Here is a 24,005-nt window from a genome sequence, read left to right as displayed (position 1 = left end):
CGGCTTCAGTCCGCGGTCTGTGCCGTGGTCGAGCTCTCGGCGGTCCGCAGCTCGCGGATGGAGCTGACGACTACCGCGCCGCTGACGAGCAGCGCCGCGCCGATGATGATGACCAGGGCCACGGTGTCGAGGACGGGCATCTCGATGATGCCACCGATCTTCCGGACGGCGACCGCGATGGCGCCGAGCAGCAGCATGACGCCGAAGTAGACCTTGATGTCGTCCTCGTCGACGAGGCTCGTGGCCGCGGCGCCGAGTCGGGCGCCGAAGGCGCTCCCCGCCAGCAGCGGGACGACGATGGCCAGGTCGACTGCGCCGTCCATCGCGTACAGGAAGCTGCCGATACCGCCCGAGAAGACGATCTCGAACAGGTCCGTCCCGACCGCGACCGGGACCGGGACGCCGATGAGGTAGAACAGCGCGGGCATGCGGATGAACCCGCCGCCGACGCCGAGTAGCCCCGACAGCAGCCCCGTAGCGAAGGCCACGCCGAGAATCATCCAGAGCGACACCCTGATGCCGCCCTTGAGCTTCATCATCGGCGGGATGCGGTAGGACTGGATCTTCTTCGCGATGTCGGGGATGTCGTCCGGGTCGATCTCCCCGTCGGCCTCGTCGTGGCTGACGCCGCTGTCGCCGTCACCCTTCATCGCGGTGTAGGTGACGAAGAGGCCGATGCCACCCAGCAGCGCGACGTACGCGACACTGACGAAGGTATCGGCCAATCCGATATCCTGGAGCCTGTGCAATCCGATCCGTCCGACCTCGATGCCCGCGGTCGTGCCGGCGATCATCAGGACGCCGAGCTTGTAGTCGACCTGGCCGAGGTCGCGGTGTTTCAGGGTCGCGATGACGGAGGTCCCGAAGACGAACGCGAGGCCGGACGCGACCGCCACGTCCGGCTTGTACCCCATCACCAGCAGTGCCGGGGTGACCAGGAAGGACCCGCCCATCCCGAAGAACCCGAACAGGAGGCCGATCAGGACGCCGAAGCTCGCGAACATCGCGAGCAGACTCGCGGCGATGCCGAACACCTCCATGTTCACTCACCCCGGAGTATCTTGGCGATGGTCGGGCCGAGCACGCTCTCCAGTGCACCGTACCCGACGTACAACACGAGTGCCTCGAGGAGTACCGCCCCGATGAGGATGGCGGCCCCCGTCGGCCCCGTCAAGTTCTCAATACCGAACATCGTTGCACACCTCGTACAGTCTTGTGTATTCCATGGGAATCTGCGCAGGCGAGGATAACCGATGTCCGGACTTAACGGTTTTGGGTACAGCACACAATACAAGGTCGGGATAGGCTACGCATGGTTGGACATAACTTATGGATAACTACGGCCCGAGAACGGCGTCTAAGAGTACCGAATGGATGTCTCCGGTGAGTTCTCGCGCGCGCTGCTCCTGCCCGAAGTCGGCAAAATATATCTCTGAGAATTCCCATCACCATACATGGCTGTCGAGAAGACGTGCCCCGACTGCGAGGTGTCGCTCGAACGGATGGAACTGCAGGGGACCGACCTGGCGGGTGAGCTCGCCATCGTCTCGACCTCGTCCTCCGAGGGTTTCCTCGGGAGCCTGCGCGCGGACGAGATACTCACGCCCGTCCCCTACGTCTGTCCGGAGTGTCGCCGGACGCTGTGCTACGCCGAGGACTAGCCCGGTGACCGTCGACGGGTGACTCGTATGCGTCGTTCGAATCTGGCTGTATTGGGAAATATCCACAATTTTATACTGCTCGAACCCCTCGTCTCGAACACGAATGCCCGACGCCATGACGGACTACCTCCAGCAGGACATGGAGTGCGAGGGGCTGCTGGAGTGCTTCCACGGCCTGAAAGGACTGGACCGCGAGGTGTTCGGCGTCCTGACCAACGCCGATGAGGCGCTCACGGTCGACGAGATCGCCGCGGCCGTCGAGCGCGAGCGCTCGACCGCCTACCGGTCGATCCAGCGCCTCCTCGATGCTGGTCTCATCCGGAAGGAGCAGATCAACTACGACCAGGGTGGATACTGTCACGTCTACCGGCCCGCTGGCGGGTCGGAGATGGCCGGGGAGATGCAGCGGCTGCTCAACGACTGGTACGCGAAGATGGGCCAGCTCATCCGCGAGTTCGAGGACAAGTACGAGGGCACGGAACCGGAGCCCCCTATCGAGCAGTAACGGTATCCGCGCGACTTCCTCTCGGCCTCGGCTCGGGACCGTCTCCGGTGTCTTGTTGCTTGTGCAAAAATCGCGCAAACATTTTAACCGCACAACACCAACTGTTCTCCGATACCGATGCCAGACCCGATGTCAGAGCAACTCCAGCAGGACATGGAGTGTGAGGGGCTGCTGGAGTGCTTCCACGGGCTCAAGCAGCTCGACAAGGACTGCTTCCAGGCCCTCGTCGACGCGGAGGAGGCGATGACGGTGGACGAACTCGCCGACGTGGTCGACCGCGAACACTCGACGGCCTACCGTGCGGTCCAGCGGCTCCTGAAGGCCGGCTTCGTCCAGAAGGAACAGATCAACTACGACCACGGCGGCTACTACCACGTCTACTACCCCACCGACGCCCAGCAGATGTCCGCCGACATGCAGCGGATGCTCAACGACTGGTACGCGAAGATGGGCCAGCTCATCCGCGAGTTCGAGGACAAGTACGAAGGTACCGGCAGCGTCGAACTCCCGAGCTGAGGCTGCGAACGTTGTTGCCAGCCGGAAGATGCGATTATATCAGCTGCAGGGGTCGAAGGGGCGGGTTAGTCTGGCTGCTGTTCGGATAAATATATTATCTGCGATTCAATCGACCTTTCCACTCAGTACGCGTGCAGCGGTGGCGACGGGGTCCCAGACCGGGCTGAACGGTGGCGCGTAGGCCAGGTCGAGGTTCTCGACGTCCTCGACGGTCATTCCCCCGTGCAGCGCGGTGGCGACGGTGTCGATGCGCTTCACACCCTCACGGCCGACGATACTGGCGCCGATGACCCGGCCGCTCTCCCGGTCGGCCATGAGCATCACGGTCAGTTCCTCCGCACCAGGGTAGTAGTGGGCCCGCGAGGAGGCCTGTATCTCCACGGAGACCGGGTCGAAGCCCGCGTCGCGGGCCTGCTCCTCGTCGGTGAGGCCCGTCCGGGCCGCGCCGATGTCGAACGCCTTGACGATGGCCGTCCCCGCCATCCCGCCGACCTCGGTCGGCGTCCCGGTCACGGTCTGCCCGATGGCGCGGCCGGCGCGGTTCGCGGTCAGTGCGAGCGGCACGTGGTCGGGCGCGTCGGTGACCACGTTGTGGGCCTCCGCGCAGTCGCCGGCGGCGTAGATGCGGTCGAAGTTCGTCCGCCCGTAGGCGTCCGTGGCGATGGCGCCCGTCTCGCCGACCTCGATGCCGGCGTCCTCGGCGAGTGCCGTGTTCGGCGCCACGCCGACGCCGACGACCACGATGTCAGCCGGAACCGTCTCCGCCTCCAGCGCCACGCCGTCGACGGCGCCGTCACCGGTGAACCCCTGGACGGCCGTGTCGAGGTGGAGGTGGATGTCCTGCTCCCGGAGGTGGTCCTCGACGACGGTTGCCACGGACTCCCCGAACGGCTGGAGGACGTGTGGCAGCATCTCGTACATGTGGACCTCGAGGCCACGCTCGTCGAGCGCCTCGGCCATCTCGATGCCGACGTACCCTCCGCCGACGATGGCGGCGGTCTGTGGCTCCGCCTCCGTGACGTAGTCCTGGATGGCGTCGGCGTGGTCCATGTCGTGGATGGTGAACACGCCGTCGAGGTCGATGCCGTCGAACGGCGGCTCGATGGCGTGCGCGCCGGTCGCGATGAGGAGCTGGTCGTACGGCTGGTCGAACGTCTCACCGTCGCCCTCGACCCGTACGGTGCGGGCCTCGGGGTCGATTCCGACGACCTCGTGGCCCGTCCGCAGGTCGATGTCGCGCTCCTCGCGGAACTCCTCGGCGGTCACCTGCACGAGGTCCTCCAGCTCCTCGATCTCGTCCTTCACGTAGTACGGCATCCCGCAGGCCGCGTACGACACCCACTCGCCCTTCTCGAAGACGACGATGTCGAGGTCCGGGTTCTCGCGCTTGGCCTTGCTCGCTGCGCTCATTCCTGCCGCGTCACCGCCGATGACGACGAACGTCTCTGACATAGTCGGAGGGAAGCACGGAGGTCGGGAATGGAGTACAGGTGATCCGCAGTGTTTTGGAAACAGCGAAAGACTGTTTGTGGATGCGAGTCCGAGTCGTCACCCGGGGAGGAAGACGTTGACGACGGCCACCACGAGGCCTGCGAGCGCCATCCGTGCTGCAGCCACGTACCAGCGCTGCCCCGAGATGGAGCCCATGTAGGCGCCGAAGACCCCGAGGACACCGATACCGAGCCCGACGGCGATGGTGGCGGCTTCGACCATCGTCAGGAGGCCACCCTCCAGCAGGAACGGCGAGAGCGGGATGAGGATGCCGAGAATCGGCCCCATACCGCTGGCCACTGCGTGGAGGAGGCGGGCGGTCGACCGTTCGCGCTGGATGCGGGTGTCGTCGAGGTCGGTGAGCATCGCCTTCTCCATCCGGAGGATCTCCGCCTTCGTCTCGGCGCGTTCGATCTCCCAGACGCTCCAGACCGCCGAGGTCCCCAGCCCGACCGCGGCACCGAGGCCGATCTTGATGACCGTCGCGCCGTCCGGGATGCCCGACAGGACCGCGCCGACGACGACGCCGATGCAGGTGAGGGTGCCGTCGAACCCGTTGGAGACGAAGTAGCGCCGGGCGATGGGGAGGACGTCCTTCCGTCCGAGGATCTGTGACAACCGCTCTCGGAGTGGCGGCACGGTTCAGCGGTCCTGCGGCGTCGGTCGTTCCTGAACGACGTAGTCGCCACAGGCCACCTGGTCGACGGAGTGGACGGTGCCGCCCTGTCCCTCGATGGCGTCCCGAACCGAGTCGAACTCGAGGTCCGTGCCCTCGAACGTGAGTTTCAGGTTCTGCACCTCGTTGTCGAGTTCGATGAGCGAGGCGTTGACCGCCTCGACACTCTCGACGTCCCCGACCCGTCGGCTGAACTCCAGCACCGAGGGCTCGTGTGGCTTCAGCACGTCCAGCACCAGCCGGCGAATGGGCGCCATACCCCCGGGTGCGCCCGGACGCATCTAAAGCGTGGTGTGTCTTCCGGGCAGTGGGTCACGAGCTGTGGTCGACGCCGATGGTCACGTCAGCACGTGCGGCCAGAGGAACCGGATGAGCAGGTAGGCGGCGCCGGTCGTCAGCAGGATGACGACGGCGTCCAGCAGCACGCCCGCTCGCAGCATGTGGTCGCGCTCGACGTAGCCGGCGCCGAAGACGATGGCGTTGGGTGGCGTCGCGTCCGGGAGCAGCAGGACGACCATCGGCAGCCCGATGGCCAGCCACTCGACGAAGGTTATCTCGAAGCCGAGGAGCTCGTTCAGCTGGCCGACACCTGGACGGGGTTTATGCCCTCCGCCGGCTCTCGCCCCGCGAGAACTGGAACCGTAGCGAAGTTGTCCCCCGCCACAGTCGAGCATGGATATGTCGTCCGAACCGGGTCACCGTCGCCATCACGGAGGAGACGAGGGGCGTACGCGCGTGGATGGTGGGCGTCCGCGAGGGGACGGCGGTGGTGTCGCGTGAGCGCGCCCGAGGGCCCGGGCGCGAGCGAGGCCGCTACTCCCTCTCTCAGCCGCGAACTCGGGCTGTTCGAGGTCACGGTGTACGGTGTCGGTCTCATCCTCGGGGCGGGCATCTACGCCATCCTCGGCGAGGCCACCGCCGTCGCCGGGGAGTCCGTTCCGCTCGCCTTCCTCGCGGCCGCCGTCGTCGCCGGCCTCACCGGGCTGAGCTACGCGGAACTCGCCTCACGGTACCCGAAGGGCGAGGGAGACTACGTCTACGTCCGGGAGTCGCTCCGGAGCAAGCGCCTCGCGGAGGTCGTGGCGGTGCTGCGGGTGTTCGTCGGCGCCGTCTCGGCCGCGGCCGTCGCGCTCGCGTTCTCGGGGTACCTGACCGCGTTCACCGACGTGTCGCCGGCGCTGACCGCGCTCGCGCTGGTGGTGCTGGCCTCGGCGGTCAACTTCTGGGGCATCGAGCTGTCGGCGAAGCTCAACGTGCTGTTCACGGTCGCCGAGGTGGGCGGGCTCGCACTGATCATCTGGCTCGGCCGGAACACGTGGGGCTCGGTCGCGGTCCTGGACGCGCCGTTCGGCGGCTCGGGCATCGTCGCCGCGACCTTCCTCGTCTTCTTCGCCTACCTCGGCTTCGGCTCCATCGTCAACGTCGCCGAGGAGACCCGGGACGCGACCCGGACGGTGCCACGGGCCATCCTGCTCTCCATCGGTATCACGACGGTACTGTACGTGCTGGTGGCGTTCTCCGCGGTCGGCCTCGTCGACTGGCGGGCGCTCGGTGCGTCGGCGTCGCCGCTCGCGCTGGTCGCGGAGGCCGGGAGCGGCGCGGTCGCCGGGTCCGTCGTGGGCGCCATCGCCCTCACCTCGACCGCGAACACGGTCCTCATCCTGCTGGTCTCGACCTCGCGGCTGCTGTACGGCGTCTCGAAGAGCGAGTACCGCTCGTTCCCCACAGTGTTCTCGCGCATCCATGCCGGCCGTCGGACCCCGTACCTCGCGGTCGCGCTGGTCGGTGGCCTGACGATACCGTTCGTCCTGCTGGGCGACCTCGGGCAGGTGGCGGCGCTGGCGAACGCCGCGCTGCTCGTCGTGTTCGTGATGGTGAACGTAGCGCTCCTGAAACTCCGCTTCGACCACCCCGACGACCGGTCGGGCTTCACCGCGCCGCTCACCGTCGGGCGGCTCTCGGTCACCGCGCTGGCGGGGCTGGTGACTACCGTGGCACTGCTTGGGGTCTACCTGTACGGGCTGCTGTAGTCGGAATATTCGGCAATCCGAGCTGCAAAACCATAGAACCCCAGATATTTATAAAATCGCCAGAGATAAATCGGGTATGTGGACGATATCGAGAGCTCGCCGTGGGCTCCCCCGCGCCTATATCGACTCGTAGATGTCGACGCCCGACGAGGCACCGATACGGGTCGCGCCGGCCTCGACCATCTCCACGACCTCCTCGAAGGAGTGGATGCCGCCGGAGGCCTTCACGCCCATGTCGGGGCCGACGGCCTCGCGCATCGCCCGGACCTCGTCGGTGTCACAGCCGCCCTCGTAGCCGACGGCGGTCTTGACGAAGTCCGCACCACCCTCGTCGACGAGTTCCGAGGCGTGGCGGATCGCCTCGTCGCTCAGCGTCGGCGACTCGATGATGCACTTGAGCGTCTGCTCCCCGACGGCCTGCTTCACGGCCCGGATGTCGTTGACGACGTACTCGTAGTTCCCGTTCGTGAACGCCGTCCGGTTCATCACCATGTCCAGCTCGTCGGCGTACTGGAGCAGTTCCTCGACCTCGGCCCGCTTCGCCGACGAGTTCTGGACCCCGTACGGGAAGCCGACGACGACCACCACGTCGGCCTCGTCGCCGAGGATATCCGACGCCAGTTCGGCGTGATACGGAACCACGCAGGCAGCGTTGAAGCCGTACTCCAGCACCTCCTCGCAGAGCTCGCGGACCTCGGCCTCGGTCGAGTCCGGCTCCACGTTCGTGTGGTCGATGAGCTCCACCACCCGCTCGGGCTCGGCGCGCAGGGTCTCGGCGTCCATGCGCGAAGCGACTCGGGCGAGCGGCTTCCGTGTTTCGGGGGGACGGTGCCCCTCACTCGTCTCGCATGCCGCGGGTGCCGGCCGGCCCAGCAGGTCCGGCGGTTCGAACACGAGGCCCGACACCGGGTGTCACGGAGTCACCTCACCACCAGACTCGTCCGTGTCCCGCACCGCCGCTCTCTGCTCGGGAACGAGGTCGAGGTCCGACTCGATGTCGCCCAGGACCAGCAGCGAGTAGTAGCGGAGGTAGGTCACGACCGGAACCTGCGCCAGCGCGAACGCGGCGAGGACAGCCAACAGGAACAGGGCGCCCAGGACGACGAAGACGGCGAGACCGACTGGTTCGGCCACCAGGAAGACGCCGAAGCCGACCGCGAACAGGATGCCGAACGGGAGCAACAGCACGAGCGCGGCGAGCGCGACCACGATGCCGACGAGGACGCCGGCGGTCGCCGAGAGGAGGAACCCGACGACCGCGTACGCGAGGTACTGCTTCCACTCGCCCCGGAGCGACGACCAGAGCCGCCGCCACCCCGAGAGGACGCCGCGGTCCTCGGCCATCATGATGGGGACGACGAAGGCGGTGGTGAACGCGTTGACGAGGGCGGCGACGAGGGAAAGGACCAGGAACACCGGGATCAGGAGCAACAGGAACGCGAGCGAGACGCCGATGCTGGCCGGTCCGATATCCAGCGCCGAGAGGACGACCGGGCCGATGACGAGCAGGAGGCTCCCGAGGACGACGACACCGAGCACCAGCCGGAAGCCGAACAGGCGGGCGCCCTGTCGCCACCGGTCGGACCAGAACCGGCGCAGCGCGACCGTCTCCGACCGCACCGCGTCCACCAGCACGAACTCCATCACCGACGAGACGAACAGGAAGAGAAGTCCCAGGAGGAGAACGGCAGCGACGACGGCACCCACGACGAGCCAGAGCTGTGGCCCGATATCGACGTTCGGGGTGGATCCCGGCGGGATGGGCTCACCACTGCCGGTCCCGCTCCCGGAGGTCTGGAACCCGGGGAAGCTGGCACCGGGGACGCCAACGAAGAACGCGATCAGGGCGAGTTTCAGCCAGGTCCGCGGCTCGACTGGGGTGAGGAACGATCTCGTGGCCTCGAGCGCATCGTCGAGGTCGTCTATGGGATGGAGGGCCATAGGCGGGGGTTTCGCGCCGTCTGATTTAGTAATGGGTGGTGCTGCTCCAGTCAGAACCCCCGCGGGAAGCCTCGCTTCCGGTGCGCCATCTCCGAACCGAATCGCTCGACGATGGGTCGACTCGCCACGGATTCCGGAGCCAGCGGAGCCATGTGGATTCGGGGCACGGCGTCGGGGAAGCGCAACGGTTAATAAGGCCAGTCAGTTACGACAAAACGCGCTCTGGTAGTGTAGTCCGGCCAATCATATTGCCCTCTCGAGGCAATGACCAGGGTTCAAATCCCTGCCGGAGCATCCGACTTCTCACGCCCGTCCAGTCGTCCCTGTCACCGATTCGGCAACTCATCCCTCGCTGATATCGCTGTCCTCGCCCTGCAGCCGTGGGTCGATAGCGGGTGCTCGCTGTCGGTCGCTGGCCCGCCGGCGCGCACTGCCGACCAGTGATTCCTCCTCCCCCTCGATTCTGACCTCGTGATCGTCGAGGTGTTCACGCGCGATACGTTCGAGCGGCGATTCGCCCCCATGCGATGTCGTCGGTGCTGTCCCGTTGGCTGACCCAGTCGTCGATTCATCGTCCGAGGTGGTCGGTCCATCCTCTGTCGCTGGAACGCTTCCCGTCTCCGTGTCGGGCGCGGTCGCCACGTCGGTCAGGAACAGCATATCCGGGTGACTGTCGGCGCCCCGCTTGTAGCTCGACACGGTTCCCCGCAGCCGCCGGCGTGCCGGTTGGTCCTCCTCCCCCGTTCCAGACGCGGTGCCGAGTACCTTCACCGTCACCTCCGGTGATGGCTCGGCGACGTACCAGCTCCCGTCCCGCCGCGTCAGCTCCAGAACGCCGCGTTCGCCAGCCGTCTCGAACCAATCTGACATCGGTACGCTCTGCTGCGGCATCGTTTAAGAAGTTTAGACCGATGGCGACCACTTATCGAAAGAGCCCAACGCCTACCACCTCTCCCCGCCATCTCCGGATGATGACCGACACGGAGCGTCACACCATCCCCGTCACGGACGGGGAGTCACTCGTCGCGGTCCACCACCCGGCGCCGGACCCGGGTGCCGACTGGTTCGTCTGCTGTCACGGCTTCGCCAGCGACAGGACCGGGAGCTACGAGAGCCGGTGCGAGCGCGCGGTCGCGGAGGGATACCACGGTGTCCGGTTCGACTTCCGGGGCTGTGGCGAGGCCGACGGCGCGTTCGCCGCCGCGACGCTCTCGGCGCGCATCGCGGACCTCCGGGCGGTCCTCGATTTCTTCGACCCACCGGCAGGGTCGGTCGTGCTGTTCGGCTCCAGCTTCGGCGGGAAGACGGCGTTCCACGCTGCCGTCGGCGACGGTCCCGGAGGCGACGGCACACGGGACCCCTGTGTCCGGGCACTCGTGACCCGCGCGCCGGTCACCCACGGCCGGGCGTTCGACCCACTCGCCGAGGCCGTCCGCGCGCAGGGCGAAGTCGAGTACGCCCCCGGGTTCCCGGTCGACGAGCGCCTCGTCGACGACCTCGCGGGCTACGACTTCGGCGACGTGGCCGACCGGCTCGACGTGCCCGTCGCCGTGTTCCACGGGCGCGACGACGACTCCGTCCCGCTGTCCGACAGCCTCGACGCCGTCGGCGCCCTCGCGGCCGACGCGTCGCTGTGGGCGGTCGCCGACGAGGGGCATCGGTTCTCGCGGCCGGCGGAGGCCCGGATGCGGGACGCACTGTTCGACTGGCTGGGGCGGCTCGGCTGACGGAGCGGCGCCTCAGACCTCGACGAGCACCTTGACTGCCTCGCGCTCGTCCATCATGCGATAGCCCTCGGGCACGCCGTCGAGCGAGACGGTCTCCGTGAACACCGGCGCGGGGTCGAGCGTCCCCTGTAGCACGTCCGCCAGCAGCTCGTCGGCGTACGCGCGGACCGGCGCGACGCCGCCACGGAGCGTGATGTTGTCGCCGAACAGCGGGTAGAGGTCCAGCCCGTCCATCCCATGGGGGACGCCGACGTAGCCGACCGTCCCGCCGGGGCGACAGACCTCGACGGCGGCCTCCATCGCGCTCGCGGCGCCGACCGCCTCGACGACGTGGGTCGCGCCACCGTTCGTCAGTTTCTGGGCCCGCTCGACCGCCGCCTCATCACGGGCCGCGACCGTGTCGGTCGCCCCGAACGCCGTGGCCATCGACAGGCGGTCCTCGTGGTGGCCCATCGCGACGATGCGCTCGGCGCCGAGCCGGCGGGCCGCTGCGACCGCACAGAGGCCGACGGCGCCGTCACCGACGACAATGCAGTCGTCACCTGCCCCGACACCGGCGCTGACCGCCGCATGGTGGCCGGTTCCCATCACGTCGGTCAGCGGCAGTATCGAGCGGAGGACGGCCTCGTCGTCGGCGTAGCGGTCCGGAACCCGGACGAGCGTGCCGTCGGCGTGTGTCGCCCGGACGTACTCACCCTGCGCGCCGCCGTCCGCGCCGCTCCAGGAGCCGCCGTTCACGCAGGAGGTGTGCAGACCCTTCCGGCAGAACTCGCAGGCGCCACAGGACTGGAGGAAGGGTGCGAACACGCGGTCACCCGGCTCGACCGAGACCACGTCCTCGCCGACGGCCTCGACGATACCCATCGGCTCGTGGCCGACCCGGCTCCCCTGCTCGCGGTCGCTCTCGCCGCGGTAGAACCAGAGGTCAGAGCCACAGATGGCGGTGTGCGTGACGCGGACGACGGCGTGTTCGGGCCCCTCGATCTCTGGTTTCGGGCGGTCCTCGATGCGGATATCACCGGGGCCGTGGAAGACGGCGGCGCGCATACCGGGATGTCGGACGGGAGCCGGAAGAAGGCTCGTCCCGGACGCGGGCCAGCCCCGACAAGAACGACCCCCGGATGCGCGCGGAAGGTTTTATCGGGTGACCGCCGGAGCATGGGATATGCGACAGGGACGCACACATCGCGGGAGGGCGTGGCCGTGAGCTACGCTCGTGGCACCATCGCGGCGCTGGTCGACGCCGTGGTCCCGGCGACGCCGGGCACCGGGGACGGCGTGCAGGCAGCCGGGGCACTGGACATCGACCTCGACGAGACCGTCGAGACGGCGTTCAACGAACTCCAGGAGGCGCCCGAGGGGCCCATCAGGTCACTGGGCTACGAGACGATGCCGTTCGCGCCGCTGCTGGCGCTGCTGCTCGATGTCGGTGCGCTGGAGCTCATCCTGAAGCGGGAGCGCGAGGCGCCGCTCCAGGCCCCCGACGAGCGGTTCACTGGTGGGCCGTTCTCTCGGCTCGCGAGAGAGGACCGGATGCGCGCGATTCGGCTGCTGGAGGCCGACGGCGTCGTCCCCGCGCTCGACGAGCGGTTCGGGGATGCGCCCATCGGTATCGTCGCCTACCTGATGCAGGGCGCGCTGTTCATCACGACGATGGCGGCGTACAGCGACTGGGGCGACGACTCGGAGCGACCCCAGGGCTGGGAACAGGCCGACTACCCCGGTCCCGCCGACGGGTACGCCGTCCACATGGGCTACGAGGTCGACGAGTTCGAGGAGAACGACTACGGCGCGGACGCCGAGGAGGGTGATGCCGAATGACCGGGTCGGGTGTCGACATGAGCGACCCGGATGTGGTCGTCGTCGGGGCGGGCGGTGACGCGCCGGCGCTGGCGTGGCGCCTCGGCCAGCAGGGGATCGACGTACTGTTGCTGGAGGCCGGGCCGTTCCACGGGAACGAACAGTTCCCGAACCCCCACAGCGAGCGTGGGAACGCCGCCTCGGCCTCGACAGAGGACCTCTCGGGGGACCTGCTCGACCAGCAGTTCACCGCCCGCGAGGGCGACATGGGCAGCCCCGTCGACGGCAAGCTGCGCTGGGGGCCGGCAGACGCCGAGCGTGCGCCGTGGGCCCGGACGGTCCCACAGACCGGTGTCATCTCGCAGGTGGCCGGCGTCGGTGGCACGACGCTGCATTACTACGGCAACCACCCGCGGGCGTTCGTGCCCTCGGTCGACCAGCAACCACACTGGCCCATCGACTACGCCGACCTGGTGCCGTACTATCAACACCTGGAGGCGGTCCACCCGGTGAAGCCGGCACCGACGACCCCGAAGGCCGAGCTGTTCTTCGAGGGCGCACGGCGGTCGGGCTACGACCTGACGACGGGCCTGAACGTCGAGGACGAGGGGTACCGGCCGTTCCCGAACGCCATCCACCAGCCCGACGAGTCCCTGCGCCGGGACGGCGACTACGACGGCGACTTCCGCGACGTGTCGGGCGACACGCTCGCCTGCCACGAGCATCAGGGCGGTCCGCATCCGCGCGGTGCGGACTTCGAGGACCGGGCGAAGCGTGGCTCGCTCACGTCGCTCGTGCCGAAGGCGCTCGCGACGGGGCACGTCGAGATCCGGCCGAACGCCTTCGCGACCGATATCCTCACGCGTGCCGGTCCCGGCCCCCTCGAGGCCTGTGGCGTCGCGTATCGCGACACCTGGACCGGCCGCACGCGCCGGGTCTTCGCGGACTGTGTCGTCCTCGCCGCGGGCTGCATCGAGACGCCGCGACTGTGGCTCAACTCGGGGCTCCCGGACGACGGCTGGGTCGGCAAGGGCCTCACGACCCACCACTTCGACTTCGTCTCCGGCACGTTCGACTCGGACACGCTCGAGGAGCTCATCGGCCAGCGCAAGGTCGAGCCCCACCAGGGCCAGGCCGCCGGCTCCCGGCTCGACGTGCCCGGCAAGGGCGGCATCGCGGTCAACACCTTCGCGCCCGGCATCACCGCGTCGGTGATGTTCTCGGAGTCGGTCGACGGCTTCGCCTTCGAGAACGACACGACCGGCGAGCCGTGGGACACCCAGGGACGGGTCACCGGCACGAAGCTCAAAGAGGAGATGAGCGACTACCGGCGGATGCTCACCCTCATCTGCCACACGGACGACCGGCCGCGGCAGGACAACGGCGTCACGCTCGACGAGGCCACCGAGGACGAGCACGGCCCCGTCGCCCGCATCGACTGGTCGCCCCACCCCGAGGACGACGAGCGCCGCGACGACCTCGCGCGCCGCGCCAGCAAGCTGCTCGACGAGGCCGGCGCGAACCACATCCACCGCGCCGGCGCCGCACCCATCTTCCTCCATCTGCAGTCCTCGATGGCACTCGGGAAGGTGCTCGACTCGGGCGGCGAGGCGCTGTCGGTCGACCGCCTGTTCGTCGCCGACCACTCCGCGCTCGCCAACGGCGTCGGCGGCGCGAACCCCACCCACACCGGGCAGGCGCTCGCGCTCCGCACCGCCGAACATCTCGCCGAGCGCTACTTCGACGGCGTGGCGGACCCCATCCCCGCGAACCCGACGCCAGCCTCGGCCGACGACTGAGGCGGCTGGTCGCGGCCCCGTCTTCGCCCTCCCGGTTCTCGCGCCCGACTCGTCCACGGGAGCGCGGCAGGTGGTCAGTCACATGGGCGCGCGCTGGCGGCTGTGCCGCAGGCCAGCCGCCGAGCACGCGCGAGGGCTGAGCACCACAGCCGAGCGAACGAAGTGAGCGAGGCGAGGAGCGCAAGCGGGTGGGGAGGCATGAGGCTCGCACTGGCCGACTGACGAACGACGGTCCTGGTGGATTCGAAGGGCGAGGCCGCTACGGGAAGCACGGCGAAGCAAGCACCGAGGAAGCGAAGCGACTGAGGCGCACAGCGAGCCGCGCGACCGTAGCGGTCGAGGGCTTCGTGCGTGTTCATCGAACGGTAAAATGCACTCGTACATAGATAATGGATAGTTTATTGGCCAAAGTTAAATATAATTAACTTCTACGAATTATAGTGATATTATACTGTTCCTACTCCCGCAGGTCTTTCCGACGGATCTTCCCGGTCGAGGTCTTCGGCAACTCCTCGACGAACCGGATCTCGCGGGGGTACTCGTACTCCGCCAGCCGTTCCCGACAGGACGACCGCAACTCGTCGCGAACGCGGTCGTACGCCCTCGAATCCAGCCCCTCGACGGGCTGGACATACGCCGCAATCACTTCGCCGCGCGTCTCGTCCGGCTCCCCGACCACGCCGGCCTGCTCCACGTCGGGGTGGTCCAGCAGGACCTGCTCGACCTCCAGCGGGCCGACGCGGTAGCCCGCCGTGAGAATCACGTCGTCGGCACGCGAGCGGAAGCGGACGTACCCCGACTCGTCGCGCGTCGCGAGGTCGTCCGTGAGGAACCAGGTCTCTCCGTTGCGCTCCACCGTCTTCGCGGCGGTCGCCTCCGGCCGGTTCCAGTACTCGTCGAAGAAGACGCGCCGGTCCCACGGGCGCAGGGCGATCTCCCCGACCTCGCCCTGGGCGACGGGCTCTCGCGTCTCCGTGTCCAGCAGCGCGAGGTCGTAGCCGGGGAACGGCTTGCCCATGCTCCCCGGCTGGGCATCGAACCAGCGGCGGTTGTTGCCGACGACGAGGTTCAACTCCGTCTGCCCGTAGAACTCGTTGACCGAAACGCCCGCCAGTCCCGCGCCCCACTCCAGAATCTCGGGGGTGAGTGGCTCCCCGGCCGAGCCGATGGCCGACAGCGAGAGGTCCCAGCGCTCGGTCGGCGAATCGACGGTCATCAGCATCCGGATGGCCGTCGGCGGGAGGAAGGCGTGGGTCACGTCGAACCGCTCCATCAGGCCGAACGCCCACTCCGGGTCGAACGACTCGCGCGGCGCGCCGACGACGCGGTGGCCGTGGTGCCACGCGCCCAGCAGCGTCCCACCGAGCGCGGCGCCCCAGGCCCAGTCGGCGGGCGTCCAGACGGTCACGTCGTCGGCCGGAACGCCCTCCCGGACGCGATACCCCTCGAAGAACTGCTGGGCGGCGGCCGCGCGCCCGAGCCACAGCGCGTGCGAGTGGAGGACACCCTTCGGCGGGCCCGTCGAGCCGCTCGTGTACATGATGGCCGTCCGGGTCGAGGGCGTGGCATCGTGGGGCTCGAAGTCGTCAGCACTCGCCTCGTCCGCGACCGCCGCGAGCGGCTCGTGACTCGCGCCGAGCGCGTCGGCCACGGCGGCCGCCGCATCCGGGTCGGCATCGACTGTGAACAGCGACGCCAGCGCGGGCAGGTCGGCCGACTCCAGGTCCGGGAGGACGCTCCCGGCAGCCACGACCGCGACGGCGTCGGCGTCACCGAGCCGGTGTTCCAGCGCGTCCCGCCCGAACAGCGTCGTCAGCGGGACCGAGACCGCCCCGGCTTTCCAGCACGCGAGATGCGCCAGCGGCGTCGCGACGACCTGCGGGAGACAGACCCCGACGCGGTCGCCCGGCCCGATGCCGCGCTCGCGGAGCCCCGCCGCGAGCGCGTCCGAGCGCGCGTCGAGGTCTCCCCACGCGTACCGTTCGACGTGACCCTCACCGGCGGCGTCCTCGGACGCCACCACGAGCCCCGTCGCGCCCGCGTCGTGCTTCCGGACCATATCGACGCCCGGGTTGTACGTGTCGGGGAGGTCCCACTCGAAGTCGGCGCGAGCCGCCTCGTAGTCGTCGTAGGTCGGCATCACCTGCCACATGAGCGGGGTGTCTCGGGGGGCGAGTATGGGAGTTGTGGGCTGGAGCCAGCGAACGCCCCCCGACGGCTCGCCCCGGACGACAGGCGGGCACGGCCCCAATCGAGCGGCCGGCCCGCGGCGACAGGTGGCCCGTGGCGACAGGTGGCCCGCGGCGACAGGTGGCCCGTTAGCGATGAGTGGCCCGTGGGCGATGAGTGGCCCGTGGGCGCGTCAGGGCGGCCGCAGTGCGTAGGCGTGGCCGGGCGGCCCGTCGGCACCCTCCGGCGCGCGTTCGGTGACGTAGATACCGTCCTCGGTCAGGAGCGGCGTGCTGGTGACCCAGCCGTCGAGTTCCAGTTCCCACACCTCCGTCCCGTCGCTGGTGTCGAGGGCGTAGACCGAGCGGTCCTTCGACCCGACGACGACGCGGCCCCCGGTGGTCGCGGGGCAGCCGACGATGCGGCCGCCGGTGCCGTAGCGCCAGAGTTCGCGCCCGCTGGTGGATTCGAGCGCGTACAGATTGCCGTCGTGGCTTCCGACGAAACAGACCCCGCGACCCACGTCGATGGCGGGGCCGCTCATCACCATCCCGTTCGTCTCGAACGCCCACTCCTCCGTTCCGTCCGCGAGGCCGACGCGGTAGACGTTCCCGTCCCACGAGCCGAAGAAGGCGCCGCCGTTGTAGGTGGCGACGGGTCCCTTGATGGCGTCGCCCGTCTCGAACCGCCACTGGAACTCGCGCTCCGGGTAGCTCCACGCGTACAGGTAGCCATCGTTGGACCCGACGACGAGCCGACCGGCGTCCCGGTCGATGGCGATGGTCGAGTGCGGGTGGTCGGTCACGCGGCGGTCACCCCACTTCCCGCCGCCGGTATCGGCGTCGACGCCGAACACGCCGCCGCTGGGGGTGTAGTACTCCACGGCGATGTAGACATCGCCCTCGTGGTAGGCCGGCGAGGAGCCGATGGCGTCGCCGAGCTTCCGGCGCCACACCCGCTCGCCCGTCCCGAGGTCGAACGCGTACAGCGCGCCGTCGTACCCGCCGATGTAGACGAGGCCCTCGGCGACGGCGGGCGTGCCGTGGATGCCACGCGTCGCCTGCTCGATGGCCGACGCCCACACCGGCTCGCCGTCGGGTGTGAACGCCCGCAGTGTCCCGTCGTCGCCCGGGACGACGAGGCGGTCGGTCGCGCTCTCGTCGCCCGTTGCGCTCCGGACCTCGTCGGCAGGGACCCGGACGAAGCTCGCCTTCGCGGCGGTGTGGTCGCCCGTGTTGACGGGGTGGGACCACGCCACCTCGACATCGTCGGGGATGGTCGCGTCGGTGTGGAAGCCGCGGCGCCGGAGGCCCCCCCGGAACTGCGTCGTCGCGGCCCGGGCGAAGTCCGAGCTGGCGGGGTCGGCGAGCGTGGTACAGCCGGCGAGCCCGGCAGCCGCGGCCGCACCGGTCCCGAGCCGGAGGAATCCGCGGCGGGAGGGCGTGACCCGTCGGTCGGTCATGACCGACTCCACTCCGGGCGCCCACTTCTGCCTTCGCCTCGCCGGCTGTACCGCGCTCGCCCGGCGCGTATCGGTCCTATCCCTCGATGGGGTCGGCACCCGTGGCATCGAGCCGGAGCCGGAACTGGAGGTGGATCGCCTGTGCGAGGACGTACAGCGCGACGCCGCCGACGAACGCGCTGGTCGCCACCTCCGCGACGGTGACGTTCACGCCGCTGGCGGCGTAGGGGCTCTTCCCTGCGAGCCGGATGTAGGTCTCGACCGCGCGCATCCCACCGTGGCCCAGCAGGGCGTATCCCAGAGTGAAGACGATAGCGATGCCGCCGGTGCCGAGGCCGAGCAGCGAGGCCACCTCCTCGAGCGAGAGGAGAGTGTGCGCCCGCTCCTCCGTCATCTCCCCGTCGAGCCGCAGGCGCGCAGCCGCGAGGGTCGCCAGCCCCAGCCCGCAGACGAAGACGACCACCCCGCCGATGAGCCCGAGGACGATGACCTTCGGCGAGGCGGTCGGCACCTGCGAACCAAGCGCCTCGCGAACGTCGCCCGGGAACGCCGCCATGAGCGGCAGCACCGCCGCGAGCGCGAACAGCAACCCGCTCTGGGCCCGCAGCTTCTGGGGAATCGGCTGGCGGAAGAACCCCTGCCGCCTGAACCGGAGGCGCTCGTACGCGGACCCGTTCAGCAGGGCCTCCGCCACGTGGTCGACCGGTCCGTCGTCCGCCCCACTCACGGCGCCCTCACCCCGTTCTCGCGGTACATTACGGAACCGAGTTACGCACAGAGGAGTATATACCCGTCGGCAGTGTCACACGTTGTCAACCTCCGGCGGCTGCTCCCGGTGTCGCTGTGTCGTCGACACGCGGTCGCTGGCATCACTCGCTGCCGATCGTGACAGACAGCGGACGCGGCGGGAGTGAGCGAACGCTTCGCGTTCGCGAACTACGCCGCGGCCGCGAGTGAGGAGCGCAGCGACGAACGAGCGGACGCGGCGGGATCCTCACCGGAGCGAGACGTTCCGGGCGCGCTCGCTTCACTCGCGTGCCGGGCTGCGACTCGCAGGGTTCGAACCCGCCAGGTCGTTTTCACGCCTCGCTTCGCTCGGCGGAAAACGGACGCGGCGGGATTCGAACCCGCGATCGAGAGGTTAGGAACCTCTCGCCCTGTCCACTAGGCCACGCGTCCTGCGGGAGGGTGGGCGAGGCGGTGAGAAAAACGTGTCCGTCAGTTCGTCCCGGTATCGGTCTCGGTGTCGGACTCGGCTTCGCCGATGACCGTGTCGTTCTCGGTCTCCTCGGCGCCCGTGGTGGCGTCCTGGGCCTGAGTGACTCCCTCGTTCTCCTGGCCCTCGCGCATCTCCTGGAGTTCCTGTTCGACCTCCTCGCGGCCCTTCTGGAACTCACCCATCGCCTCCCCCGTCGAGCGCGCCAGCTTCGGCAGCTTCTGTGCGCCGAACAGCAGCACGATTATCAGCAGGATGACGATGAGTTCCGGCCCACCAGGCAGCCCGCCGAACAGCGGTACGAATGTGTCGAGCATCTATGGACGCACTTGCTGTCAACGAATTATATGCCTTTCCCTCGGGTTCACTCCGTGGTATGTGTCTCGGTGGACGTGGCGGCTGTCTCCGCCGTCTCGGTGGGAGCTCCCTCCTGCATCTCCGCCAGTTTCCTGTTCGACCTCCTCGCGGCCCTTCTGGAACTCGCCCATCGCCTCCCCCGTCGAGCGCGCCAGCTTCGGCAGCTTCTGTGCGCCGAACAGCAGCACGACGATGAGCAGGATGACGAGCAGTTCCGGTCCGCCGGGGAGTCCACCGACGAACAGCGGCAGTGGTTCGAGCATCACGACCGGCAGTGGCGTAGCGCCGCTTGTAGGTCTTTCATCGGTATGTAGGTCTTTCCCCTGGCGGTCGGGCGGAGAACGAGGGGCACCCGGGGGCTTTTGGCCGGTGGTGACCTCGGTCCGGCCATGAGCGATACGCCGGACGAGACGAATGCGGACCGCGTGACGGGGTCACGCGGCGACGGCGGCCGGGAGTACGACCCGACGGCCGACCACAGCTTCCCGGACGAACGGGTCAACCGGGCGCTGGAGGCCATCGAGGAGGACGAGGAGATCGCGGCCTACCTCGAGGCACAGAACGTCAACCCCGTCGCCAGGAAGGGGTACAACGACCACGGGACCAAGCACATCGGCATCGTCCGGAACCGGGCGCTCTGCCTCTACGACCTCCTGAAGGCCGGCGGCGTCGAATTCAACGGCGCGACCGGACAGGGCCTCGAGGAGGCCGACGAGGCCGTCATCATCGCGCTGGCCGCGACACTGCACGACATCGGCCACGTCGTCCACCGCGACGAGCACCCGTACTACTCCATCCCGCTCGCGGCGGACCTGCTCGACCGCCTCCTCCCCGAACTCGGCTACGACACCGCCGAAGCCGTCCGCGTCAAGGGCGAGGTGCTCCACGCCATCCTCTGTCATCACACCGAGGAGGACCCGCTCACGCTCGAGGCCGGGGTCGTCCGCGTCGCGGACGCGCTGGACATGGAGCGCGGGCGCTCGCGCATCCCCTACGAGAAGGGTGGCCGCGGCATCGACACCATCTCCAGTCGTGCCATCCGCCGGGTGTCGCTGCACGATGGCGACGACCGGCCGGTGCTCGTCGAGATCGAGATGACCGACGCCGCCGGTGTCTACCAGGTCGACGAACTCCTCAAATCGAAGCTACAGGACTCGGGCCTCGAACGGGAGATCCGCATCGTCGCGGTCCACACGAACGGCGACGGCGGCGAGGGCCAGCTGCTCGAACGCATCGAGCTCTGAGTCGCGCGTTACTCCGTGACGAACCCGGAGCCGCGCAGGTCCACGTCGCCGTCGTCGGCGATCCCGGCCTCGCAGTCGAACACCGCCCGGATGGTGTTGACCGTCTGCTGGTCGTGCATCCCCGGGTCCATCGCGAAGATGCCGAACAGCCCGCCCGAGCGGATGCGCGAGGTGAACACGTGGAGGAACCGGAACGCGGTGCGCACGTCCGTGTACATCAGCAGCGTCGAGATGGAGGCCAGCCCGACACGGATGCGGTCGCCCGCGCCGGCGTCGTCGAACCGGTCGACGAGCTTCGCGAACTCCAGGCTCATCCCGGTCAGATCGCCCGGTGACCCGAGCCGCCGGACGGGCGCGCCAGCGACCTCCTCGGGCCCCTCGCGACCCGTGCAGTCGATGAACCCGACGCGCCCGGCGTCGAACGCGTCCCGCTTGCGGAGCGACCGGACGACCTCCGGGGCCCCGCGGTCGGTCGAGATGAGGATGGTCGTCTCGTCGGCCTCGCCGGCCTCGGACAGCAGGTCGTAGATGTGCTCCTGAACGTCCATCGAGGAGCCGGAGACGAGGAGGCTGGTCCCCCGGTCGAACGCCACCGTGCCGTCGCCGAGCGTGGTGGTCCGGTAGCTCATCGGTCCTCACCCTCCGTCGAAGCGGACCCTTCGCCGTCGGCATCGCGGTCGCCGTCGTCTTCGGCGGCGTCCGAGTCCTCCGCGAACGGGTCGGACACGTCGCCCTCAGGGGGCTCCACGTCCTCCCCGGCCCCGGACTCGATGTCGCGCACCATCGCGACGAACTCGCCGCTCTCCATCTCGGGCATGGCCGCGTCGATGTCGGCCTGCAGCTCCTCGATACGCGCCTCGAGCTCCGCGTACTCCTCGGAGTTGGAGATCTCCTGTGCGGATTTGGCCGACTGCAGCGCCGACCGCTTCGACACCAGCGAGTACAGCTCCTGCTCCAGCCCCTCGTAGTTCGACCGGGCGAGCAGCCGCTCGACCGTCTCCAGGAGCATCTCCTTCTCGACGGGCTTCGTGAGGTAGTCGTCGAACCCCATCCGGATGATGTCGAAATCCGGCTCCACCGCCGTCACCATCGCCACCCGGCAGCCGGGTGCCCGCTCGCGGATCTCCGCCAGCACCTCGTCACCGGACATCCCGGGCATCAGTCGGTCCAAAAGCGCCACGTCGACCTCGTCGTCGATCTGCTCGAGTGCCTCGGAGCCGTTCTGTGCGGTCCGGACCTCGTACTCCCCCTCTAGCCACCGGGCGTAGATCTCGATGAGCGGGGGCTCGTCCTCCACCACCAGTACCGTCGGTTGCTCTGAGCCCATCTATGTCTCTGTGGCTTTCGTCGGATAGGGTATAGTAATTCCGCCGAGCGAACGAGTCCGCTGACCGGCTCTGGAGCTATCGTTCGTCGTCGTCCCCCGCCCGAAGCATGGTTATATAGGTTTCTCGCGTACCATCCTGGTAGGTGACAACAACACTCATCGCAACGGCGTCTTGCTCGTTCTCACCGAAGTCCCTGTCCATCTCCTCGCCGAACGTCTGATCGAAGATCAGTTGCAGTTCGGCTGTGCCGTCCTGCGGTATCGCTGGCGTGCTCAGTGGGCTCCCCCCCTCGTTCTCCACTGCAGGGGAGTCGAGTGCTCCACGGACCCCCTCGATTCCGGGGCCGGAGAGCGCGATACCATCGATCTGGTCCGGGCCATCGGTGACGTTCGTGACATCCGACTTCGCGGCCTGGACTTCGGAGTCGCTGATGGCGTCGCCCGGGAGCAGAACCGTATTGATGAGGCTGAAGATGAGGTTCGCGTCCTCAACGACACTCCTCGTGTGGTGGACGGAGACGTAATTGAGCTTCACTCTCTTGATGTTCCGCGAAAGCCCCTCGTTCTTCAGGGTGAGGTTCACTGCGTTGGCTTCGGTGATTGCTGCATCAGTGAGCCTGACGGGGCTGGTGCCCGCGGGACTGACGAACACCGACGCGTTCTCAGGAGAGCGCGGGTCACTGTTGCTCGAGACGATCGGGTTCAGCGTCCCACGAACGCCGTCACCGTCGAAGTCCCCCTTGAACTGGACCTCGGAGCCGGAGAACTGGGTTCCGCTGGTCAACGTGGCCGTGGCGACACCGTCCTCATCCGTCGTCAGCGTCACGTTGTTGACCCCGCCGGTCGTCGTGTTCGACAGGGCCGCCCCCGCTCGACCGCTTGTGATGTTAGCGATCAGTTCGACACCGCTGACCGGGTTGTTGTACCGGTCGCGAACCGTGGCAGAGACCTCGGTCTGCCCGGTCGGACTCAGGCTGACCGACCGCTCGTCGACGGTCACGTACTTCGGCCCCGGGTCGGCTGGCGAACCGGATTCGAAGCCGATCTTCGACATCCGGAGGTCGTACTGCGTGTCGGGTTCGAACTCCAGTCTGATGTAGTTCGTGCCCCCAGTGTAGCGGTAGCGGCAGTCCCGAACGTAGCGATCGTTGTCCGCCGTCGCGTTACCGAACGAGGATTCCGCGACGGTCTGATACCCACTCTCCGTAAGCACCTGTATCTGGCAATGATCACCTGGCTCGAGTGCGTCGTCGTTGGCGCCTCCCGGGTCGTCGATCTCACCGGCCAGCAGCGTTCCGGTCCACTCTGACTCGTTGATTCGCGTCGGCAGCCTGAGGGTGAGGTTGTTACGGTTCGGAGCCTGGATGTCGTTGATACCACGTACTGAAGCCCCACCGCCGGTGCTCAGGGTCTCCGTCCGAACAGTTCTCGTCAACTGTCCAGAACTACTGAGGCCGTCACCCAGCAGGCGCAGGTTGATTTGCTTACCGTCGACAATCGATCCTGTCGACTCTATGGTCGTTGACTCCTCCCGCTGGTTGTACAGGACTCCGTACTCCATCGCCGTCGTCGGCGCGTTCTGGTAGAGGTTGTAATCTGGTTCGTAGGTCAGGCGAGAGGTAGTGAGACTGAAACTCTCGTTGATCTGCCCGCTAAAGTTGGTTCCGAGCGTATTGATGATGTAATCCTGTGTCTCCCTGTCGGTGCCGGAGACGTTGAATACGTAGATATTCCGCGGTTCGCTCGTTCGCAACGCACCTGTCGGTGCTGGTGGGTTGTACAGTACCAGCCGCTGCGGGTAGGTCGTACCTGTCGCGACTGAGGCAACCTCACCGGAGCCCGTTATCGAACTCCGCGAGATGGCTGCACTTAGCTTCGAGAGGTCCCGCTGCACCTCCTGGTTGTGCTGGAACTCCACCTCGTTGTTCGCGTCGGGCACCGCCTGCGTCTGGACGATGGCCAGTAGCGAGACCAGCAGCCCGAACACGAGGATGGAGCCGATGACCTCGCTCACGCCGCGGTCGTCGAGCCAGCCGCTGTCTGCTCGTTCACCGCGCCGTTCCGTCCGCCATTTGGTTCGTGTG

General features: G+C 68.1%; 25 protein-coding genes, 2 tRNA genes and 1 pseudogene. 9 read left to right on the top strand and 19 right to left on the bottom strand.

Going from position 1 to position 24,005, the window contains the following annotated elements:
• Positions 1-5: 5 nt before the first annotated feature.
• Together NL114_RS14005 and NL114_RS14000 are read right to left on the bottom strand one after the other, a co-directional pair.
• Complete coding sequence (locus NL114_RS14005; protein WP_254821537.1) at positions 6-1,040, bottom strand: sulfite exporter TauE/SafE family protein; 1,035 nt, start codon at positions 1,038-1,040, stop codon at positions 6-8.
• Positions 1,041-1,042: 2 nt separating this feature from the next.
• Positions 1,043-1,192, bottom strand: coding sequence for a DUF7512 family protein (locus tag NL114_RS14000; RefSeq protein WP_254821536.1), 150 nt, complete (start codon positions 1,190-1,192; stop codon positions 1,043-1,045).
• Between the two features lie 262 nt (positions 1,193-1,454).
• Between NL114_RS14000 and NL114_RS13995 the strand changes: the two genes are divergently transcribed.
• The 3 genes from NL114_RS13995 (at position 1,455) to NL114_RS13985 (ending at position 2,682) form a co-directional block, all read left to right on the top strand.
• Positions 1,455-1,661: a hypothetical protein gene (locus NL114_RS13995; protein WP_254821535.1), complete on the top strand. Its 207-nt coding sequence runs from the start codon at positions 1,455-1,457 to the stop codon at positions 1,659-1,661.
• A 103-nt stretch (positions 1,662-1,764) separates the two neighbouring features.
• A complete protein-coding gene (locus NL114_RS13990; protein WP_254821534.1) occupies positions 1,765-2,166 on the top strand; it encodes a helix-turn-helix domain-containing protein in 402 nt (133 codons plus the stop codon).
• 117 nt (positions 2,167-2,283) lie between these two features.
• The gene (locus tag NL114_RS13985; protein ID WP_254821533.1) at positions 2,284-2,682 is read left to right on the top strand and encodes a helix-turn-helix domain-containing protein; all 399 of its coding nucleotides are present in this window, start codon (positions 2,284-2,286) and stop codon (positions 2,680-2,682) included.
• A 105-nt stretch (positions 2,683-2,787) separates the two neighbouring features.
• On the opposite strand, the gene NL114_RS13980 is transcribed toward NL114_RS13985, so the two are convergent.
• From NL114_RS13980 to NL114_RS13965, 4 genes are all read right to left on the bottom strand, one after another.
• Positions 2,788-4,134: an FAD-dependent oxidoreductase gene (locus NL114_RS13980; RefSeq protein WP_254821532.1), complete on the bottom strand. Its 1,347-nt coding sequence runs from the start codon at positions 4,132-4,134 to the stop codon at positions 2,788-2,790.
• Between the two features lie 96 nt (positions 4,135-4,230).
• Positions 4,231-4,791 (bottom strand): VIT1/CCC1 transporter family protein, encoded by a 561-nt coding sequence (locus NL114_RS13975; protein WP_434084094.1) that lies wholly within the window; start codon positions 4,789-4,791, stop codon positions 4,231-4,233.
• A gap of 24 nt (positions 4,792-4,815) precedes the next feature.
• Entirely contained in the window at positions 4,816-5,106 is a 291-nt protein-coding gene (locus tag NL114_RS13970; protein WP_254821530.1) for a DUF211 domain-containing protein, read from the bottom strand.
• An 81-nt stretch (positions 5,107-5,187) separates the two neighbouring features.
• A complete protein-coding gene (locus NL114_RS13965) occupies positions 5,188-5,523 on the bottom strand; it encodes an anion permease (RefSeq protein ID WP_254821529.1) in 336 nt (111 codons plus the stop codon).
• A gap of 102 nt (positions 5,524-5,625) precedes the next feature.
• Between NL114_RS13965 and NL114_RS13960 the strand changes: the two genes are divergently transcribed.
• Positions 5,626-6,879, top strand: coding sequence for an APC family permease (locus tag NL114_RS13960; protein ID WP_254821528.1), 1,254 nt, complete (start codon positions 5,626-5,628; stop codon positions 6,877-6,879).
• Positions 6,880-6,996: 117 nt separating this feature from the next.
• On the opposite strand, the gene deoC is transcribed toward NL114_RS13960, so the two are convergent.
• Positions 6,997-7,662 (bottom strand): deoxyribose-phosphate aldolase, encoded by a 666-nt coding sequence (gene deoC / locus NL114_RS13955; RefSeq protein WP_254821527.1) that lies wholly within the window; start codon positions 7,660-7,662, stop codon positions 6,997-6,999.
• Positions 7,663-7,791: 129 nt separating this feature from the next.
• Positions 7,792-8,820, bottom strand: coding sequence for a DUF7544 domain-containing protein (locus NL114_RS13950; RefSeq protein ID WP_254821526.1), 1,029 nt, complete (start codon positions 8,818-8,820; stop codon positions 7,792-7,794).
• Between the two features lie 219 nt (positions 8,821-9,039).
• On the opposite strand from NL114_RS13950, the gene NL114_RS13945 reads away from it, so the two are divergent.
• A tRNA-Glu gene (locus NL114_RS13945) sits at positions 9,040-9,114 on the top strand.
• 48 nt (positions 9,115-9,162) lie between these two features.
• On the opposite strand, the gene NL114_RS13940 is transcribed toward NL114_RS13945, so the two are convergent.
• A complete protein-coding gene (locus tag NL114_RS13940; RefSeq protein ID WP_254821525.1) occupies positions 9,163-9,690 on the bottom strand; it encodes a hypothetical protein in 528 nt (175 codons plus the stop codon).
• A 101-nt stretch (positions 9,691-9,791) separates the two neighbouring features.
• Here NL114_RS13940 and NL114_RS13935 point away from each other — a divergent pair, with 101 nt between their 5' ends.
• Positions 9,792-10,547, top strand: coding sequence for an alpha/beta hydrolase family protein (locus NL114_RS13935; protein WP_254821524.1), 756 nt, complete (start codon positions 9,792-9,794; stop codon positions 10,545-10,547).
• Positions 10,548-10,559: 12 nt separating this feature from the next.
• Here NL114_RS13935 and NL114_RS13930 read toward each other — a convergent pair whose 3' ends face one another.
• A complete protein-coding gene (locus tag NL114_RS13930; protein ID WP_254821523.1) occupies positions 10,560-11,594 on the bottom strand; it encodes a zinc-dependent alcohol dehydrogenase family protein in 1,035 nt (344 codons plus the stop codon).
• A 111-nt stretch (positions 11,595-11,705) separates the two neighbouring features.
• Between NL114_RS13930 and NL114_RS13925 the strand changes: the two genes are divergently transcribed.
• Together NL114_RS13925 and NL114_RS13920 are read left to right on the top strand one after the other, a co-directional pair.
• A complete protein-coding gene (locus NL114_RS13925; protein ID WP_254821522.1) occupies positions 11,706-12,368 on the top strand; it encodes a hypothetical protein in 663 nt (220 codons plus the stop codon).
• Positions 12,369-12,385: 17 nt separating this feature from the next.
• Positions 12,386-14,146, top strand: coding sequence for a GMC oxidoreductase (locus NL114_RS13920; protein ID WP_254821521.1), 1,761 nt, complete (start codon positions 12,386-12,388; stop codon positions 14,144-14,146).
• Between the two features lie 457 nt (positions 14,147-14,603).
• On the opposite strand, the gene NL114_RS13915 is transcribed toward NL114_RS13920, so the two are convergent.
• From NL114_RS13915 to NL114_RS13890, 6 genes and pseudogenes are all read right to left on the bottom strand, one after another.
• The gene (locus tag NL114_RS13915) at positions 14,604-16,286 is read right to left on the bottom strand and encodes an AMP-binding protein (RefSeq protein ID WP_254821520.1); all 1,683 of its coding nucleotides are present in this window, start codon (positions 16,284-16,286) and stop codon (positions 14,604-14,606) included.
• Positions 16,287-16,508: 222 nt separating this feature from the next.
• Positions 16,509-17,777 (bottom strand): outer membrane protein assembly factor BamB family protein, encoded by a 1,269-nt coding sequence (locus NL114_RS13910; protein WP_254821519.1) that lies wholly within the window; start codon positions 17,775-17,777, stop codon positions 16,509-16,511.
• Between the two features lie 76 nt (positions 17,778-17,853).
• The gene (locus NL114_RS13905; protein ID WP_254821518.1) at positions 17,854-18,504 is read right to left on the bottom strand and encodes a hypothetical protein; all 651 of its coding nucleotides are present in this window, start codon (positions 18,502-18,504) and stop codon (positions 17,854-17,856) included.
• A gap of 379 nt (positions 18,505-18,883) precedes the next feature.
• A tRNA-Arg gene (locus tag NL114_RS13900) sits at positions 18,884-18,956 on the bottom strand.
• A gap of 39 nt (positions 18,957-18,995) precedes the next feature.
• Positions 18,996-19,310 (bottom strand): Sec-independent protein translocase subunit TatA/TatB, encoded by a 315-nt coding sequence (locus NL114_RS13895; protein ID WP_254821517.1) that lies wholly within the window; start codon positions 19,308-19,310, stop codon positions 18,996-18,998.
• Positions 19,311-19,357: 47 nt separating this feature from the next.
• Positions 19,358-19,613, bottom strand: a pseudogene (locus NL114_RS13890) (Sec-independent protein translocase subunit TatA/TatB).
• 126 nt (positions 19,614-19,739) lie between these two features.
• Between NL114_RS13890 and NL114_RS13885 the strand changes: the two are divergent.
• Positions 19,740-20,594, top strand: a complete 855-nt coding sequence (locus NL114_RS13885) for an HD domain-containing protein (RefSeq protein WP_254821516.1) — start codon at positions 19,740-19,742, stop codon at positions 20,592-20,594.
• A gap of 8 nt (positions 20,595-20,602) precedes the next feature.
• Here NL114_RS13885 and NL114_RS13880 read toward each other — a convergent pair whose 3' ends face one another.
• From NL114_RS13880 to NL114_RS13870, 3 genes are all read right to left on the bottom strand, one after another.
• Positions 20,603-21,223, bottom strand: a complete 621-nt coding sequence (locus NL114_RS13880) for a DUF7504 family protein (RefSeq protein ID WP_254821515.1) — start codon at positions 21,221-21,223, stop codon at positions 20,603-20,605.
• The gene (locus NL114_RS13875) at positions 21,220-21,921 is read right to left on the bottom strand and encodes a response regulator (RefSeq protein WP_254821514.1); all 702 of its coding nucleotides are present in this window, start codon (positions 21,919-21,921) and stop codon (positions 21,220-21,222) included. Before NL114_RS13875 ends, NL114_RS13880 begins: the two co-directional genes overlap by 4 nt.
• A gap of 76 nt (positions 21,922-21,997) precedes the next feature.
• The gene (locus NL114_RS13870; protein ID WP_254821513.1) at positions 21,998-23,935 is read right to left on the bottom strand and encodes an Ig-like domain-containing protein; all 1,938 of its coding nucleotides are present in this window, start codon (positions 23,933-23,935) and stop codon (positions 21,998-22,000) included.
• Positions 23,936-24,005 lie beyond the last annotated feature (70 nt).

The sequence above is a fragment of the Haloglomus halophilum genome (genome assembly GCF_024298885.1).
Classification (GTDB): domain Archaea; phylum Halobacteriota; class Halobacteria; order Halobacteriales; family Haloarculaceae; genus Haloglomus; species Haloglomus halophilum.
The sequence above is the reverse complement of the archived record's forward strand: the minus strand, read 5'-3'. Positions and strand labels throughout refer to the sequence as shown.